Source organism: Xanthomonas hortorum pv. cynarae, assembly GCF_002939985.1.
Taxonomy (GTDB): Bacteria; Pseudomonadota; Gammaproteobacteria; order Xanthomonadales; family Xanthomonadaceae; genus Xanthomonas; species Xanthomonas hortorum_D.
Genome location: NZ_MDFM01000032.1, coordinates 41,965 through 58,352, shown reverse-complemented (window position 1 = coordinate 58,352; position 16,388 = coordinate 41,965). Strand labels below are relative to the sequence as shown.

Annotated in this window: 17 protein-coding genes and 1 other RNA gene; 16 read left to right on the top strand and 2 right to left on the bottom strand. The window is 64.0% G+C overall.

What is annotated here, in order from left to right:
- Positions 1-148 precede the first annotated feature (148 nt).
- The 16 genes from XcyCFBP4188_RS18575 (at position 149) to queE (ending at position 13,340) form a co-directional block, all read left to right on the top strand.
- Positions 149-676: a GNAT family N-acetyltransferase gene (locus tag XcyCFBP4188_RS18575; RefSeq protein ID WP_043910005.1), complete on the top strand. Its 528-nt coding sequence runs from the start codon at positions 149-151 to the stop codon at positions 674-676.
- A 63-nt stretch (positions 677-739) separates the two neighbouring features.
- Positions 740-1,417, top strand: coding sequence for an alpha/beta fold hydrolase (locus XcyCFBP4188_RS18570; protein ID WP_043910003.1), 678 nt, complete (start codon positions 740-742; stop codon positions 1,415-1,417).
- Positions 1,418-1,504: 87 nt separating this feature from the next.
- The gene (locus tag XcyCFBP4188_RS18565) at positions 1,505-2,233 is read left to right on the top strand and encodes a YebC/PmpR family DNA-binding transcriptional regulator (RefSeq protein WP_006451885.1); all 729 of its coding nucleotides are present in this window, start codon (positions 1,505-1,507) and stop codon (positions 2,231-2,233) included.
- A gap of 129 nt (positions 2,234-2,362) precedes the next feature.
- Entirely contained in the window at positions 2,363-2,887 is a 525-nt protein-coding gene (gene ruvC / locus XcyCFBP4188_RS18560) for a crossover junction endodeoxyribonuclease RuvC (RefSeq protein ID WP_006451884.1), read from the top strand.
- Positions 2,888-3,005: 118 nt separating this feature from the next.
- Positions 3,006-3,590: a Holliday junction branch migration protein RuvA gene (ruvA, locus tag XcyCFBP4188_RS18555; RefSeq protein WP_006450983.1), complete on the top strand. Its 585-nt coding sequence runs from the start codon at positions 3,006-3,008 to the stop codon at positions 3,588-3,590.
- Positions 3,591-3,651: 61 nt separating this feature from the next.
- Positions 3,652-3,723: non-coding RNA, sX9 sRNA (locus XcyCFBP4188_RS18550), on the top strand.
- Positions 3,724-3,782: 59 nt separating this feature from the next.
- A complete protein-coding gene (locus XcyCFBP4188_RS18545; protein WP_104592595.1) occupies positions 3,783-5,690 on the top strand; it encodes a potassium transporter Kup in 1,908 nt (635 codons plus the stop codon).
- A gap of 178 nt (positions 5,691-5,868) precedes the next feature.
- Complete coding sequence (gene ruvB / locus XcyCFBP4188_RS18540; protein WP_006452374.1) at positions 5,869-6,906, top strand: Holliday junction branch migration DNA helicase RuvB; 1,038 nt, start codon at positions 5,869-5,871, stop codon at positions 6,904-6,906.
- Complete coding sequence (gene ybgC, locus XcyCFBP4188_RS18535) at positions 6,896-7,327, top strand: tol-pal system-associated acyl-CoA thioesterase (RefSeq protein ID WP_043910488.1); 432 nt, start codon at positions 6,896-6,898, stop codon at positions 7,325-7,327. Before ruvB ends, ybgC begins: the two co-directional genes overlap by 11 nt.
- Positions 7,328-7,338: 11 nt before the next feature.
- Entirely contained in the window at positions 7,339-8,118 is a 780-nt protein-coding gene (gene tolQ, locus XcyCFBP4188_RS18530) for a protein TolQ (protein ID WP_006452376.1), read from the top strand.
- A 139-nt stretch (positions 8,119-8,257) separates the two neighbouring features.
- A complete protein-coding gene (gene tolR, locus XcyCFBP4188_RS18525) occupies positions 8,258-8,707 on the top strand; it encodes a protein TolR (RefSeq protein ID WP_006452377.1) in 450 nt (149 codons plus the stop codon).
- A complete protein-coding gene (gene tolA / locus XcyCFBP4188_RS18520; RefSeq protein ID WP_006452378.1) occupies positions 8,697-9,737 on the top strand; it encodes a cell envelope integrity protein TolA in 1,041 nt (346 codons plus the stop codon). Before tolR ends, tolA begins: the two co-directional genes overlap by 11 nt.
- A 157-nt stretch (positions 9,738-9,894) precedes the next feature.
- Positions 9,895-11,214: a Tol-Pal system beta propeller repeat protein TolB gene (tolB, locus tag XcyCFBP4188_RS18515; RefSeq protein ID WP_006452379.1), complete on the top strand. Its 1,320-nt coding sequence runs from the start codon at positions 9,895-9,897 to the stop codon at positions 11,212-11,214.
- Positions 11,215-11,270: 56 nt separating this feature from the next.
- Positions 11,271-11,789 carry a peptidoglycan-associated lipoprotein Pal gene (gene pal / locus XcyCFBP4188_RS18510; protein WP_006452380.1) on the top strand — a complete coding sequence of 173 codons (519 nt, stop codon included), beginning with the start codon at positions 11,271-11,273 and terminating at the stop codon, positions 11,787-11,789.
- Positions 11,790-11,795: 6 nt separating this feature from the next.
- Positions 11,796-12,614, top strand: a complete 819-nt coding sequence (gene ybgF, locus XcyCFBP4188_RS18505) for a tol-pal system protein YbgF (protein ID WP_104592594.1) — start codon at positions 11,796-11,798, stop codon at positions 12,612-12,614.
- A gap of 42 nt (positions 12,615-12,656) precedes the next feature.
- A complete protein-coding gene (gene queE, locus XcyCFBP4188_RS18500; protein ID WP_006452382.1) occupies positions 12,657-13,340 on the top strand; it encodes a 7-carboxy-7-deazaguanine synthase QueE in 684 nt (227 codons plus the stop codon).
- A 47-nt stretch (positions 13,341-13,387) separates the two neighbouring features.
- Here queE and XcyCFBP4188_RS18495 read toward each other — a convergent pair whose 3' ends face one another.
- Together XcyCFBP4188_RS18495 and XcyCFBP4188_RS18490 are read right to left on the bottom strand one after the other, a co-directional pair.
- Positions 13,388-14,254 (bottom strand): aldo/keto reductase family oxidoreductase, encoded by an 867-nt coding sequence (locus tag XcyCFBP4188_RS18495; protein ID WP_104592593.1) that lies wholly within the window; start codon positions 14,252-14,254, stop codon positions 13,388-13,390.
- Between the two features lie 285 nt (positions 14,255-14,539).
- Positions 14,540-16,387, bottom strand: a complete 1,848-nt coding sequence (locus tag XcyCFBP4188_RS18490) for an XVIPCD domain-containing protein (protein ID WP_104592602.1) — start codon at positions 16,385-16,387, stop codon at positions 14,540-14,542.
- Between the last annotated feature and the right edge of the window lies 1 nt (position 16,388).

Below are 16,388 nucleotides of genomic sequence, written 5' to 3'. Positions count from 1 at the left end.
CCAATCCCCAATCCCCAATCCCCAATCCCCAATCCCCAATCCCCAATCCCCAATCCCCAATCCCCAATCCCCAATCCCCAATCCCCGCTTGCGGTAGCGCATCTGCATGCGAGAAGCTGCCATGTCCACCTGGCACGAGAGGCCCCGCATGACCCGCATCCGCCGCGCCACACCGGACGATGCCGAAGCGTTATCACTGCTGGCCGCGCAAACCTTTACCGAAACCTTCGGGCATCTGTATCCGGAAGAAGACCTGCGCGGTTTTCTCGAAGAGACCTATGCGGTCGAGCGCGCGCGCATCGTGCTGGCGCATCCGGACTACGCGATCTGGCTGCTGGAGATGGACAGCCTGCTGGTCGGCCACGCCGCCGCCGGCCCGTGCGGGCTGCCGCATAAAGACGTGCGCCCCGGCGATGGGGAGCTCAAGCGGCTGTATCTGCTGAAGGACTACCAGAACAGCGGCTGGGGCAGCCGGCTGTTCGAAACCACACTGGAATGGCTGGAACGCAACGGCCCACGCACGCTGTGGATCGGCGTGTGGTCGGAAAATTTCGGCGCACAACGTTTCTACGCCCGCTACGGATTCGAAAAAGTCGGCGAGTACGACTTCCCGGTCGGCAAGATTGTCGATCGCGAGCACATCCTGCGCCGCAAGCCGATCGTCGCGGCCGACTGAGCGCATGCAGGCACCGTCCGCAGCAGCCTGGCGACTGCGTGCCACGTTCTGGAAACCGCGCTGATGCCCAGCAGCTCCTCGGCATTTCCAGCTGCATCCAGACGCACCCCGCGCACTGCACCGACCACCGCAACCGCCGACGTACTGCTGGTGCACGGCATCTGGAATACCGCGCACTGGCTGCTGCCGCTCGCGCGTCGACTGCGTGCAGAGGGCCTGGCGCCTGCGCTGTTCGGTTACGCCAGCGTGCTTGGCGGCCCCGCGCAGGCGGTGCCGCTGCTGATCGAACGCCTGCAGGCGACCGGCGCGCAACTGCTGGTCTGTCACAGCCTGGGCGGGCTGCTGGCGTTGCAGGCCCTGCGCGCCGCGCCCGAGCTGCCGGTGCGCCGTGTGGTCTGCCTGGGCTCGCCGTTGTGCGGCAGCGCCGCCGCGCGCGGCTTGGCCCAACGTGGCGGGCGATGGGCGTTGGGGCGTAGCGCTGCCCTGCTGCAGCAGGGTTTCGTGCAATGGGAGGGCGAGGCCGAGATCGGTCAGGTCGCCGGCAATGTCGCGCGCGGGGTCGGACGCTGGCTGGCGCCGCTGGACGGCAGCTCGGACGGCACCGTGGCACTGGCCGAAACCCGCTTGCCCGGGTTGCGCGACCATTGCGTGGTGCCGGCCAGCCATAGCGGCCTGTTGCGCTCACCCGAGGCCGCGCAGCAGGCGCTGAGCTTCCTGCGGACCGGCCGATTTCGCCACTGAGTCCGCCACTGAACGCTGCCGCCCCGGTGCGGGCGAGCAATCAGGTAAAATCCGCGCCCTGTCATCCAAGCCAGTCTGGAACCACCCATGGGTAGAGGCCCCTCGATCGAAGGCCGCAAGAACGCCTCCGACGCCAAACGCGGCAAGATGTTCACCAAGATCATCCGCGAGATCAGCGTGGCTGCACGCGGCGGTGGCGGCGATCCGGCCAACAACCCGCGCCTGCGCGTGGCGGTGGACAAGGGTCTGTCGTCGAACATGTCCAAGGACGTGATCGAACGCGCCATCAAGAAAGCCACCGGCGAGCTGGAAGGCGTGGAATACGAAGAAGTGCGCTACGAGGGCTACGCCCCCGGCGGCGTGGCGGTGATCGTGGACTGCCTCACCGACAACCGCGTGCGTGCGGTGGCCGACGTGCGCCATGCCTTCAGCAAATGCGGCGGCAACATGGGCACCGACGGCTCGGTGGCCTTCATGTTCAAGCGCCTGGGCGTGCTCAGCTTTGCCGCCGGCACCGACGAAGACACCCTCACCGACGCGGCGATCGAAGCCGGCGCCGACGACGTGGTGGTGTACCCCGAAGACGGCGCCATCGACGTGCTGACCGCCCCGGACGCCTTTGCCCAGGTCAAGCAGGCGCTCGCCGCCGCCGGTCTGGAGCCGGTGCATGCGGAAATCACCTTCCGCGCCGAAAACGACATCGCCGTCGACGGCGACACCGCTCTACAGGTCCGCAAGCTGCTCGACATGCTCGAGGACCTAGACGACGTGCAGGACGTGTATTCGAACGTCGATCAAGCGGCGCTCGGCGCGTAAGCGCCTGGAATCGGGAATGGAGAATCGGGAATTGAAAAAGCTGCATCTGGCACCGCCCAGTATCTCCGGGCATGCCAGTAGGCCGCTCTACCCATTCCCGATTCCCAACTCCCGATTCCCGGCCCCTCGATGACCCGCATCCTCGGCATCGACCCCGGCTCCCAGCGCACCGGGGTTGGCGTCATCGACATCGACGAGAGCGGTCGCAGCCGGCATGTCTATCACGCGCCGCTGGTGCTGCTGGGCGAGGGCGACTTCGCGCAGCGGCTCAAGCGCCTGCTGCACGGGCTGGGCGAGGTGATCGAGACCTACCGGCCGCAGGAAGTGGCGATCGAGAAGGTGTTCATGGGCAAGAGCGCCGATTCGGCGCTCAAGCTCGGCCATGCGCGGGGCGCGGCGATCTGCGCAGTGGTGCTACGCGACCTGCCGGTACACGAGTACGCTGCCACCGAGATCAAGCTGGCGCTGGTCGGCAAGGGCGGGGCGGACAAGGTGCAGGTCCAGCACATGGTCGGCATCATGCTCAACCTGAAAGGCAAGCTGCAGCCCGACGCCGCCGACGCACTGGCGGTGGCCATCACTCACGCCCACGTGCGCGCCACCGCGCAGCGCCTGGGCATCAATACCCAACAGGCCTGGAGCCGCAAGAAATGAGAATCGGGAATCGGGAATCGGGAATCGGGAATTGCAAACGCAGGGTCCAGAGCAGCACGCGCTCTTGCGACTCCCCATTCCCGACTCCCGATTCCCGGCACCGCCAAGGCGGTGCCCAATGATCGGCCGCCTGCGCGGGATCCTGGCCTACAAGCAGCCGCCGTGGCTGGTGATCGATGTGGGTGGGGTGGGGTACGAGCTGGAGGCGCCGATGAGCACCTTCTACGACCTGCCCGATGTCGGCCGCGACGTGATTCTGTTCACCCACTACGCGCAGAAGGAAGACAGCGTGTCGCTGTACGGCTTCTTGCGCGAAGGCGAGCGGCGGCTGTTCCGCGACGTGCAGAAGGTCACCGGCATCGGCGCCAAGATCGCGCTGGCGGTGCTGTCCGGGGTCACCGTGGACGAGTTCGCCCGCCTGATCACCAGCGGCGACATCACCGCGCTGACCCGCATCCCCGGCATCGGCAAGAAGACCGCCGAGCGCATGGTGGTGGAGCTGCGCGACCGCGCCGCCGACTTCAGCAGTGGCGCGCCGATCACCGGCCAGCTCGGCCCGGATGCGGTGTCCGAAGCCACCGTGGCCTTGCAGCAACTGGGTTACAAGCCGGCCGAGGCCGCACGCATGGCACGCGAGGCCGGGGCAGAAGGCGACGAAGTCGCCACGGTCATCCGCAAGGCCCTCCAGGCCGCACTGCGTTAAGGGCGACTAGCAAAACGACTGCGCGGTCGCCAGACGGGCGCGGCCGGTGCTCGGAATCGGCATGTACCACTCGTACACTGCGGCTCCTGCGCGCCGCCCGCCCCCAGCTGACCCCATCGCTACGTTTTTAGTTACTCAACGCCGCGCTGTCTTCCTCTCCTTCACGCCACTTGGCGATACCCTGCCCACTTCATGTCACAGACCCCCACTTCCGCAGCTGGCCACGGCCATGCGCCTGCCAATAGCCATATGGCCTTGGTCATCGGCGCCATCGGCGTCGTCTTCGGCGACATCGGCACCAGCCCGCTGTACACCCTCAAGGAGGCGTTCTCGCCGCATTACGGGCTGACCAGCGATCACGACACCGTGCTGGGCGTGCTGTCGCTGGCGTTCTGGGCGCTGATGGTCACGGTGACGCTCAAGTACGTCACCATCATCATGCGCGCCGACAACGAGGGCGAGGGCGGCATCATGGCGCTGATGGCGCTGACCCAGCGCACCATGCGCAACGGGTCGCGCTCGGCGTATGTGGTCGGCATCCTGGGCATCTTCGGCGCCTCGCTGTTCTTCGGCGATGGCGTGATCACCCCGGCCATCTCGGTGATGGGCGCGGTGGAGGGCCTGGAAATCGCCGCGCCCAGCCTGCATCCCTTCATCGTGCCGATCACCGTGGTGGTGCTGCTGGTGGTGTTCATGGTGCAGCGCTTCGGTACCGAAAAAGTGGGCAAGGTGTTCGGCCCGATCACCTGCCTGTGGTTCCTGTCGCTGGGGGCGATCGGCATCTGGAACATCGTCGATGCGCCGGAAGTGATGAAGGCCTTCAATCCTTGGTGGGCGATCCGCTTCTTCATTCAGCACGGCTGGCACGGTGTTTTCATTCTCGGTGCGGTGGTGCTGGCAGTGACCGGCGGCGAAGCCTTGTACGCGGACATGGGCCATTTCGGCGCCAAGCCGATCCGCCACGGCTGGTATTTCTTCGTACTGCCGATGCTGCTGCTCAATTACCTGGGGCAGGGCGCGCTGGTGCTCAATCACCCGTCCGCGCTGAAGAACCCGTTCTTCGAAGCGGTGCCGAGCTGGGCGCTGTATCCGATGATCATCCTGGCCACGCTGGCGGCAGTGATCGCCTCGCAGGCGGTGATCACCGGTGCGTATTCGGTGGCGCGCCAGGCGATGCAGCTGGGCTACATCCCGCGCATGTTGATCAAGCACACCTCGCGCACCACCATCGGCCAGATCTACGTGCCCGGCATCAACTGGCTGTTGATGGTGATGGTGATCGCGCTGGTGCTGATCTTCCGCAGCTCCACCAATCTGGCGGTGGCCTACGGCATCTCGGTGTCGATGACCATGCTGATCGACACCTTGCTGCTGGCGCTGGTGGCGCGTTCGTTGTGGCCGCGCTGGCGCAACTGGGTGCTGCCGCTGTGCGTAGTGTTCTTCATCATCGAACTGGCCTTTGTCATCGCCAACGGCGCCAAGCTGCTGCAAGGCGCCTGGTTCCCGTTGGCGCTGGGCATCGTGGTGTTCACCCTGATGCGCACCTGGCGCCGCGGCCGCGCGCTGCTGCGCGAGGAAATCCGCAAGGACGGCATCCGTATCGACAGCTTTTTGCCGGGCCTGATGCTGGCCCCGCCGGCGCGCGTGCCGGGCATGGCGGTGTTCCTCACCGCCGACCCGATGGTCGTGCCGCATGCGCTGATGCACAACCTCAAGCACAACAAGGTGCTGCACGAGCGCAACATCTTCCTCAACGTCGATACCTTGCCGATTCCGTATGCGCCGGCGGACAAGCGGCTGCAGATCGAATCGATCGGCGACGAGTTCTACCGCGTCTACGTGCGCTTCGGCTTCATGGAAACGCCCGACGTGCCGCTGGCACTGATGCGTTCCTGCGACCAGGGCGGCATCCATTTCGACCCGATGGACACCACCTTCTTTGCCAGCCGCGAGACCATCGTGGCCAGCGCCAACCGCGGCATGCCGATCTGGCGCGACAAGTTGTTCGCGCTGATGCATCGCAACGCCGCCCCGGCGACAGGGTTCTTCCGCATCCCCGGCAACCGGTTGGTGGAGTTGGGCGCGCAGGTCGAGATCTGAGGCCGCGACAGCGTCGCGGCCTTGGGAATCGGGAGACGGGAATGGGGAATAGGAAAAGCAACGGCCTGCGCCAGCCCGAGACACTCGGCGGCGGCTGAAAAGGGCACCAGCCGTGCCGGTAACCGCTACTATTGTCCGCTCGATTCCCCATTCTCGATTCCCCATTCCCGGCTTTTCAATGGACCGCATCATCGCTAGCAGTGCCACCCGGGAAGACGATGCCGCCGATGCGAGCATCCGCCCCAAGCGACTTGCCGATTATCTCGGCCAGCAGCCGGTGCGCGAGCAGATGGATATCTACATCCAGGCGGCCAAGGCGCGCGGCGAGGCGATGGATCACGTGTTGATCTTCGGCCCGCCGGGCTTGGGCAAGACCACGCTCAGTCACGTCATCGCCAACGAACTCGGGGTGAGCCTGCGTTCGACCTCCGGCCCGGTGATCGAAAAAGCCGGTGATCTGGCAGCGCTGCTGACCAACCTGCAGCCGCACGATGTGTTGTTCATCGACGAGATCCACCGGCTCTCGCCGGTGGTGGAAGAAGTGCTGTATCCGGCGATGGAAGATTTCCAGATCGACATCATGATCGGCGACGGCCCGGCCGCGCGCTCGATCAAGATCGACCTGCCGCCGTTCACCCTGATCGGCGCCACCACCCGTGCCGGCCTGCTGACCGCGCCCTTGCGCGACCGCTTCGGCATCGTGCAGCGGCTGGAGTTCTATTCGCCGGAAGAGCTGACCCGCATCGTGATCCGCTCTGCCGCAATCCTGGGCATCGACTGCACGCCCGATGGCGCCGCCGAGATCGCACGCCGCGCGCGCGGCACCCCGCGCATCGCCAACCGGCTGCTGCGGCGGGTGCGCGATTTCGCCCAGGTCAAGGCGTCCGGGCATATTGATCTGCCGGTGGCGCAGGCGGCGATGCAGATGCTCAAGGTCGACCCGGAAGGTTTTGACGAGCTCGACCGGCGCATGCTGCGGGTGATCGTCGATCACTTCGACGGTGGCCCGGTCGGCGTCGAATCGCTGGCCGCCTCGCTGTCGGAAGAACGCGGCACGCTGGAAGACGTGATCGAACCCTACCTGATCCAGCAGGGCTTTCTGATCCGCACCGCGCGCGGGCGCATGGCCACCAACAAGGCCTATCGCCACCTCGGGCTCAAGCCCAAGGCCGCGCCGGCACCGGACCTGTTCGTGGAGGACGAGGATGTCGGTTGATCCCCGATTCAGTTGGCCGACACGCGTGTATTGGGAAGATACCGACGCCGGTGGGGTGGTCTACCACGCGCGCTACGTCGCCTTCATGGAACGGGCGCGCACGGAATGGATGCGCGCACTCGGTTATGAGCAGGAACGCCTGCGCCAGCAGCACGATCTGGTGTTCGCGGTCCGCTCGATGCAACTGGATTTCCTCAAGCCGGCCCGGCTCGACGACGCGCTGTCGGTGTCGGCGGTCCTGCTCAGATGTAAACGTGCCAGCCTGCTGTTCGCGCAGTCGGTGCGTCGCGAGGGCGAAGTGCTGCTGACCGCGCAGGTGCGCATTGCCGCACTCAGTGCCAGCGACTTCCGCCCGCGCGGCATGGACGATGCGCTATACGACGTGTTGAAAGCTTTAGAAACCACAGAATCAGAAGACTGAGGAACAAACGGATGTCGATTGCATTGCTCCTGGCCCTGCAGGACACGGTAGTGGAAGCACTACCGCAGGACGTTGCCGCCGCTGCGGCACAGACCGCCAGCGTGGCGCACAACAGCGGCATCAACTATGTCGAGCTGATCCTGCGGGCGAGCATTCCGGTCAAGATCATCGTGCTGTTGCTGCTGATCGGCTCGTTCATCAGCTGGGTGATCATTTTCCGCAAGGCGCGCGCCTTCAAACAGGCCAACCGCGAGGCGGACGAGTTCGAAAACCGCTTCTGGTCCGGCGCCGATCTGGCCAAGCTGTACGCCTCGGCCACCGATCGCAACCGCACCGTCGGCGGCCTGGAGTCGATGTTCGAAAGCGGCTTCCGCGAATTTTCGCGCCTGCGCGATCGCCGCCGTCTGGATGGCCGGGTGCAGCTGGAAGGCGCCCAGCGCGCCATGCGCACCGCCTTCACCCGCGAAGTCGACCAGCTCGAGCGCAATCTGGAACTGCTGGCCAATATCGGCTCCACCGCGCCGTATGTCGGCCTGGTCGGTACCGTATTCGGCATCATGGTGACCATGCACGACATGGTCAGCAGCGGCGAACAGGCAGGTATCGCTGCGGTCGCACCGGGTATCTCCGAAGCCTTGTTCGCCACTGCCATCGGCCTGTTCGTGGCGATTCCGGCAGTGTGGGCCTACAACCGCTTCACCACCCGCGTGGAACGGCTGTCGGTGCGTTACGAAACCTTCGCCGACGAGTTCAGCTCGATCCTGCAGCGCCAGGCCGGCGCCGACGAGTGATGCCGCTCCCTCGCAACAGCCGGCTTGCATGCGAGTGCCTCGCAGACGCCCGCACCTTCGTGTGCGGGGACAGGATGGGCGAGTCCCTCGGAGCAGTCCGCACGCGCATGTGCGAGGGATCAATTAGGAACGTGTCGCGATGATTTCCAGTATTTCCCGCCGTAAGAAGCGCAAGCTCAAATCCGACATCAACGTCGTGCCGTACATCGACGTGATGCTGGTGCTGTTGATCATCTTCATGGTGACCGCGCCGCTGTTGACCCTGAGCACCGACGTCAATCTGCCGAGCTCGCGCGCCAAGGCGCTGGAGAGCAAGCAGGATCCGATCGTGGTGGTGGTCGCCGCCGACGGCCAGCTCGCACTGCAGTTGCCCAAGGGCAAGCCGCAGGCAATGGACGTGGCCGCGCTGCAGGCGCAGCTGGCCGCCATCGTGGCGCAGGACAAAGAGGCCCGCGTGGTGGTGGCCGGCGATCGCGCCGCGCCCTATCAAAAGATCATGGATGCCATCGACGTGCTCAAGCAGGCCAAGGTCGAAAAGGTCGGCCTGATTTCCGACTCCGGCGGTGCTGCAGGCAGCGATGCACGCTGACGCACTCCCCACGCAGACCGCGCGCGAGGATGGCTGGTTGCGACCGGTCGTGCTGGCCTTGGTCGTGCACGTCCTGGTCGCGCTGGTGTTCATCGCCGGCTGGCTGTGGTCGCCCGAGCGTTCGGTCGAGCCGGCCGCTGGCGATCCCAGCATGGAAGCCTCGCTGGACGTGTCCGCAGCCGAAGCGCGCGTTGCGCGGCAGGCGTTGAAGGCGACCCCGGTGGAGACGCCACCGCCACCGCCCGCACCGGTGCCCGAGCCCGCGCCGGAAGAAAGCGTGCCGCCACCGCAGCCGATCCCCGAGCCGCGCCCGCAGGATGCGCCCACGCCGCAACAGGCGCAGGCCCAGGAACGCGTGGCCCAGCCGGACAAGGTCGATCAGGAACGTGTCGATGCGCTTGCGCTATCGGCGGAAAAGGCCAAGCAGGAGCAGGAAGCCAAGCGCCGTCAGGAGCAGATCGACCTCACCGAGCGCAAACGCCAGGAAGAGGCCGAGCAGAAGCTGCGCCTGGCCAAGCAGCAGGAAGAGGCCGACGCCAAGAAGAAGCAGGCTGCCGCACAGCAGGCCGAAGACGCCGAACGCCAAAAGAAGATCGCCGATATCCGCCGGCAGCGCGAACAGGCCACCAAGGAAGCCGCACTGGCCGAACAGAAGCTGCGCCAGGTGGCCGCCGCACGTGCGCAACAGGCGTCTTCGGCCGCCGCTGCCACTGCCCAACCGACTGCAGGGCAGGGCGGCACCAACACCGATCTGTCGGCCAAGTACGCTGCGGCCATCCAGCAGAAGGTGTTGGGGCAGTGGGTGCGCCCGCCGTCTGTGCCGCCGGGTCAGAAATGCACCATCAACATCCGCCAGTTGCCGGGCGGGCAGGTGATGGAAGCCAAGGTCGCGCCGGGCTGTCCGTACGACGAAGCGGGTCAGCGCTCGATCGAGGCCGCCGTGTTGAGCGCGCAGCCGCTGCCGTATCGCGGCTACGAATCGGTGTTCCAGCGCAATCTGACCTTTGTATTCACTGCGCAGGATCAGTAACGGCCGGTCTGGACGACCGGTCGGTTGGCAATACAGAGGTGTCGTGCTGTCTGCGGCCACTCGCTCCACTTTCACGCTGTCTCGTTCACGATTGCGAGTATGTTCACTCGTTGATTGGTATCTCTTGCACACTTTTCCTGCCCGATCCGAGCCGTCCATGAAAAAACCGCTGCGTTGGTTAGCTGCCCTGACCGCTTTGTTGCTTCCGCTGAGTGCCTTCGCGCAGCAGCAGGGGCTCACTATCGATATCGTCGGCGGTAGCGCATCGGCTACGCCGATCGCTGTCATTCCGATGGCTTACCAAGGCTCCGGCACCGCGCCGCAGACCGATGTGGCGGCCGTGGTTGGCGCCGATCTTGACCGCTCCGGTCAGTTCCGGACCTTGCCGGCCGCGCAGATCGTCGAAAAGCCGACCCGCGGGACCGAGGTGCAGTTCCAGACCTGGCGCACGCTCAAGCAGAACTACATCGTGGTTGGCCGCGTGATGGATGCCGGCGAAGGCGCTTACCGCGTCGAGTACGAATTGTTCGATGTCGCCAAGGGCGAGCGCCTGTTAGGTCTTGCGATGACCGCACGCGCTAATGCAATGCGCGATGTTTCGCATCAGATGGCCGATGCGATCTACGAAAAGATCACCGGCGTGCGTGGCGCGTTCTGGACCCGCATTGCCTATGTCACTGCCAGCGGTAGCGGCGGTTCGATGCGTTTTGCGCTGATGGTGGCCGATTCGGATGGCTACAACCCGCAGACCATCGTGCGTTCGGCCGAGCCGTTGTTGTCGCCGAACTGGAGCCCGGACGGCAAGAAGCTGGCCTATGTGAGCTTCGAGCGCGGCAATTCCTCGATCTATCTGCAGGACATCTCCACTGGTGCGCGTGAACTGGTTTCCAGCTTCCGCGGCATCAATGGTGCGCCCTCGTTCTCGCCCGATGGCCGTCGCCTTGCGCTGGCGCTGTCGCGTAGCGGCAACCCGGAGATATACGTGATGGATCTGGGCAGCAAGCAGCTGACCCAGCTGACCAACCACTTCGGCATCGATACCGAGCCGACCTGGGCGCCGGATGGCGGCAGCATCTACTTCACCTCCGATCGCGGCGGTCGCCCGCAGATCTATCAGGTGGCTGCAAGCGGCGGCAGCGCCAACCGCGTGACCTTCCAGGGTAATTACAACGCCACTGCCAGCGTCTCGTTCGACGGCAAGAAGGTCGCCGTGGCGCAGGGCAGCGGCAATACCTACCGTATCGCCATGATGGATCGCAGCCTGGGTTCGCCCAGCTGGAGCACGATTTCGCCGGGTTCGCTGGACGAATCGCCGAGCTTCGCGCCCAACGCCAGCATGATTCTGTACGCCGCTCGCGAGGGTGGCCGGGGCGTGCTGTATGCCGTCTCTTCCGACGCTCGGGTACGCCAGCGTCTGGTCCTGGCCGATGGTGATGTAAGAGAACCTGCATGGGGGCCTTACCGAACCGCGCATTAATGTTAATATTTCGCTGCGTTAAACCCCATTGGCCCAGGAGCCACCATAGGTATCCCATGAACAAGTCCACCCGCGTCTTGCTTGTCTCCCTGCTGTCTGTTGCCGTGCTGGCTGGTTGTTCGAAAAAGGTGAAGGAAACTCCGCCTGCTCCGACCGACACCACCACCGGTTCCTCCGTTCCCACCGGCCCGGCAACCTCAGGCCTGTACGGCCCGGGCGACCTGGATACCGATGCCTGCCTGCGCCAGCGCGTTGTCTACTTCGATCTGGATCAGGACTCCCTGAAGCCGGAATTCCAGGCCATCATGGCTTGCCACGCCAAGTACCTGCGTGACCGTCCTTCCTCGCGCATCACCCTGCAGGGTAATGCCGACGAGCGCGGCTCGCGTGAGTACAACATGGGCCTGGGCGAGCGTCGCGGCAATGCCGTGTCGTCGTCGCTGCAGGCTGCTGGCGGTTCCGCCAGCCAGCTGACCGTCGTCAGCTACGGTGAAGAGCGTCCGGTCTGCACCGAAACCAGCGAAAGCTGCTGGTCGCAGAACCGTCGCGTCGAAATCGTGTACACGGCTCAGTAAGAAGCGATGCGCTTTCGAGTGACATCTCTGTTCGTCGCGGCGGCCCTTGTGGTCGCCGCGCCGGCTTACGCGCAGCGAGCCAGTCTCGCTGATCGTGTTGCCGTTCTCGAGCAGCAGCAGGCCAACAGTCAGGCCAACAACGATCTTCTCAATCAGCTACAGCAGGCGCGTTCTGACCTGCAGGGATTGCGAGCGACGGTGGAACAGCTGCAGCACGACAACGAACAACTCAAACAACAGTCCAAGGACCAGTATCTGGATCTGGACGGGCGTCTGAATCGGTTGGAAGGTGCAGGTGGTGCAACACCGCCATTGCCACCGGCTACCGGCAGCGTCACCCCAGCCCCGGCTCCGGCTGCGCGGCCTGCAGCGGCGGCAACTTCCGAGAAGCCGCCCAGTGTGCATGGCGACTCCGGCACGCTGACCGCCAGTAACGAAGAACGTACGGCTTACAACGTGGCGTTCGATGCGTTGAAGAACGGCAAGTACGACGATGCGTCGCAACTGTTCCTGAGCTTTCTGGAGCTCTATCCGAACGGCGTCTACACCCCAAATGCGTTGTATTGGCTGGGCGAAAGTTATTACGCCACCCGAAATTTTCAGCTGGCCGAGGCGCAGTTTCGCGATCTCGTCGGCCGCTACCCCACGCATGACAAGGCCGCTGGCGGCTTGTTGAAGCTCGGCCTGTCGCAGTATGGCGAAGGCAAGAACGACGAAGCCCAGCAGACCTTGCAGCAAGTTGTCTCGCAGTATCCCGGCTCCGATGCGGCGCGCGTCGCCCAGGAACGCCTGCAGTCCATCCGTCTCGGCCAGCAACTGCGCTGAGCCCGCGCGTCGGCGCCTTTGGGCGCGGCGCATACTTTGCCTATGAACGCCGCCGCCGTCCCCAGCGAGATCGTCCAATCGCCATTGCCGCGATTGAAGATCACCGAAATCTTTTTGTCGTTGCAAGGCGAGGCCGAGGCTGCCGGTTGGCCGACCGTATTCGTGCGCCTGACCGGCTGCCCGCTGCGCTGCCACTACTGCGACACCGCTTACGCTTTCCATGGCGGTGAGTGGCACGATATCGATGCGATCGTTGCCGAGGTGGCCAGCCATGGCGTGCGCCACGTCTGCGTGACCGGCGGCGAGCCATTGGCGCAGAAGCGCTGCCTGGTGCTGCTGCAGAAACTGTGCGATGCCGGCTTCGACGTCTCGCTGGAGACGTCCGGCGCATTGGATGTGTCGGCCGTGGATCCGCGCGTCTCGCGCGTGGTCGACATCAAGACGCCCGCGTCCGGCGAGGAACAGCGCAATCGCTGGGAGAATCTGCCGCTGCTGACCGCGCGCGACCAGATCAAGTTCGTGATCTGCAGCCGCGCCGATTACGAATGGTCGCGCGAGATTGTCGCCGCGCATGCGCTGGACCGCCGCTGCACGGTGTGGTTTTCGCCCAGCAAGAGCGAAGTCACGCCGCGGGAGCTGGCCGACTGGATCGTGGCCGATCGTCTGCCGGTGCGGTTCCAGATGCAGTTGCACAAGTTGCTGTGGAACGACGAGCAAGGGCGCTGACGCCCGATTGCCAGGCGCTGCTTGCCAAGACGCAATCGCCCGCGTTTCTACACTGCGATCCTGTTCAATTCCTCGACGGCATCGGCCGGCAGTTTCAGTTCCGCCGCGAACAGATTGGCGCGCAGATGCGCCACCGACGACGTCCCCGGGATCAGCAGGATGTTGGGTGAGCGCTGCAGCAGCCATGCCAGTGCCACTTGCATCGGGGTTGCGGCGAGGCGCTCGGCAACAGCGGCAAGCGTGGACGATTGCAACGGCGAGAAACCGCCCAGCGGGAAGAACGGCACGTAGGCGATGCCGTCGCGCGCGAGCGCGTCGATAATTTCATCGTCGTGTCGATGCGCGATGTTGTACATGTTCTGCACACAGACGATGTCGGTGATGGCGCGTGCCTCGGCCACCTGCGTTGCAGTGACGTTGCTGATGCCGATGTGCCGCACCAGGCCATCACGCTGCAGGTTGACCAAGGTCTCCAACTGCTCGGCAATGGAGCCTTCTGCCGGCTCCTGGGCCTTGAACATCACGCGCAGGTTGACCACGTCCAGCGCGTCCAGGCCCAGGTTGCGCAAGTTGTCGTGCACGGCCTTGACCAGCTCCCGCGATGAGTAAGCCGGCAGCCACGCTCCATCCGTGCCACGCGCTCCACCGATCTTGGTGACGATGGTCAGATCGTGCGGATACGGATGCAGTGCTTCGCGAATCAGCTGATTGGTGATGTGCGGCCCGTAGAAATCGCTGGTATCGATATGGTTGACGCCCAGCGCAATGGCTTCGCGCAGCACCGCCAACGCCGCATCGCGATCCTTGGGCGGGCCGAACACACCAGGCCCGGCAAGCTGCATTGCGCCGTAGCCGACGCGGGTGACCTGGCGGTCACCAAGGAGAAACGTTCCGGCTTTGTCGATGTTGGTCATGGCGTTGCGCTCGCGTGTCGTTGAGCCAACAACGATAGGAAACGTGGCGCGGCTTGTGAATTCGCGTTTGATGTGGCCCTAGCTGATCGCTGCCGAGGCTTGCACTGCATGGGCGCAGGGGCGTCGGCTGAGATATTCGTATGGCCGGACCTGTAGGTGTTTCAGGTTTTGATGGCCTGAAGGGTGGTGCTTTAGGTTGGAATGGCGAGAAATCTCTTGCTCGCCACTAGCAGCCGCTATCGCCTTTCAACGCGAAGAGAATCGTCCTAGGGGCCGCATCTCGGTTCATCTGCTCGGCCCTCCCTGGCTTGGGTCGCCCATGCCGCGGGTCAGCTCCTGTTGCTGCGTCAACTCTTTCTGCTGCGCGATGGCCTGATTGGCCGCTAGCAGCTTTTGGTCCGATTGCTCTATCGGGGTATTGATGGCTTCATCAAGCTGCACATGCGCCCGCTTGTGAGCGGGGTCGTCCTGCCGGCCTTCCACGGCGAAGAGATTGCCGTTCTTGCCCATTACGACCAGGTCCACGCGGCTCAGCTCATTTCCCGCTAGCGAATAGTCGGGCTTCTCTGGATAGGCTTCGCGGTTGTCCTTGCAGGCAGCCAAAAGGCTCCGGCTGACCCTTTCGCTCATGTCGTCGTAGGGTTTGCCTACACTCTCGTCGATCTTGCGCACGCCGCTACGGATCTGCTCGAGCATGCTGTGATTTGGATGACTCGCGTCGTCTGGACTCAGCGGAGCAGCTGCCGCCGGAGAACTCGGAGCAGCTGGCACCACTGGCACGTAGGTATGGTTGTGCGCAGGATTCACGCTTCCGTCCTGAGTGTGGTCGAAGTGGTGTAACGCTGCCGGCGTGGTGCTGCTGTCGTAGTACGGTCGCGGTGCCTTGTTGACGCCTAGATCCAGACCCTCGTTTTCGATCAAATGCTCGCTCAACCCTAGTCCTGCCATATCGATGGTCACTCTGGGTCTGGCACCCTGGTACAGCACATTGGCCCGATCCTCGGCGCGTACAATCTGCTCCACCGCCCAGGCTCCATAGTAATTAGCGTAGTCGGCAGTGGGCTGGAGATTGCCGGCCTGGTCTACGTGCTCGCCAAGTCCGACAGGGCGCTGGCCAGGTTGCGCATAGGCCGGCGAAGGCCGATCGAAGTAGTGCTGGCCCATCGCGGCAATGTTGCCTGGGGTCTGCGAAAGGCTACCGTCCTGATTGAATGCCAGGCTTGGTCTTATGATGGCCTTGGGAACGGCAGACGTTGGATCTCGCTCAATGAAGTCTTCCGTTCTGCTGGTCGTGGTGGTCAACATCAAGTCCACGCCGTTGGCATTTGGATTTCCCTGCCTTTTCAAGCTCAGCAGTGCATTCCAGCCAGCGATTTCCGCTTTCGCTTCATCCTCGCGTCCAGCTTGTACGTAGGCGCGCAGTTCGTTGGTGTAATCGTGTACCGGGCCTTTTACCTTCGCCTGATTTCCAATGTCAGACAAAAACGTAGAAGTGGCTTGGCTCTTTGCCGCGTGATTGAAACTGTGCTGGATCTCATGCCCCAGCACGAAGGTCATGGCATCCGCATTGAAACTCCCGCCGGGATTCGCAGCAGATCGTCTCTGTAATCCGATGGGCGGCAAGTTCATTATCTTTTGGTTGCCGTCGTATGTTCCGCCGGCAGCTTGGCCAGGACCAACGAATCCGAAGCCCTCAAGGTTTGCACGCTTCGGATTGTGCGTATCTGACGCGTCGAGCGTGGTCGCAGCCTTCTTGATTTCGTCTGCCAGGAAGGGCGAGTTGTTGATGCTGGACTGAAGATTGCTGACCATATCCTGTGTAACAGGACGACTGGTACGCGCCGCATCTTGGTAGGTGCTGTGGGCAAATGCGACCGACATCTGCTGGATCTGCAAGGTGCCCTTTAGGTCATTGCTCGCAGTCGTTCCAGAAGGAGGCAAGCTTGCCGCCGGCAGCGTGACGACTCCGCTTTGGATGTCGTAGGTTCCCGTCAAGTTCGGCGTAGTGCTATTAGCGGACTGCAGGGCAAAACCTCGCAAGTTCCCAGTCTGTGCCTGCTGATCAAACTGCGCCAATAGAGCAGGATCCGCGTTGATCGCATTGCGCAATTGCGCAAGCTGATCTTGCGTCACC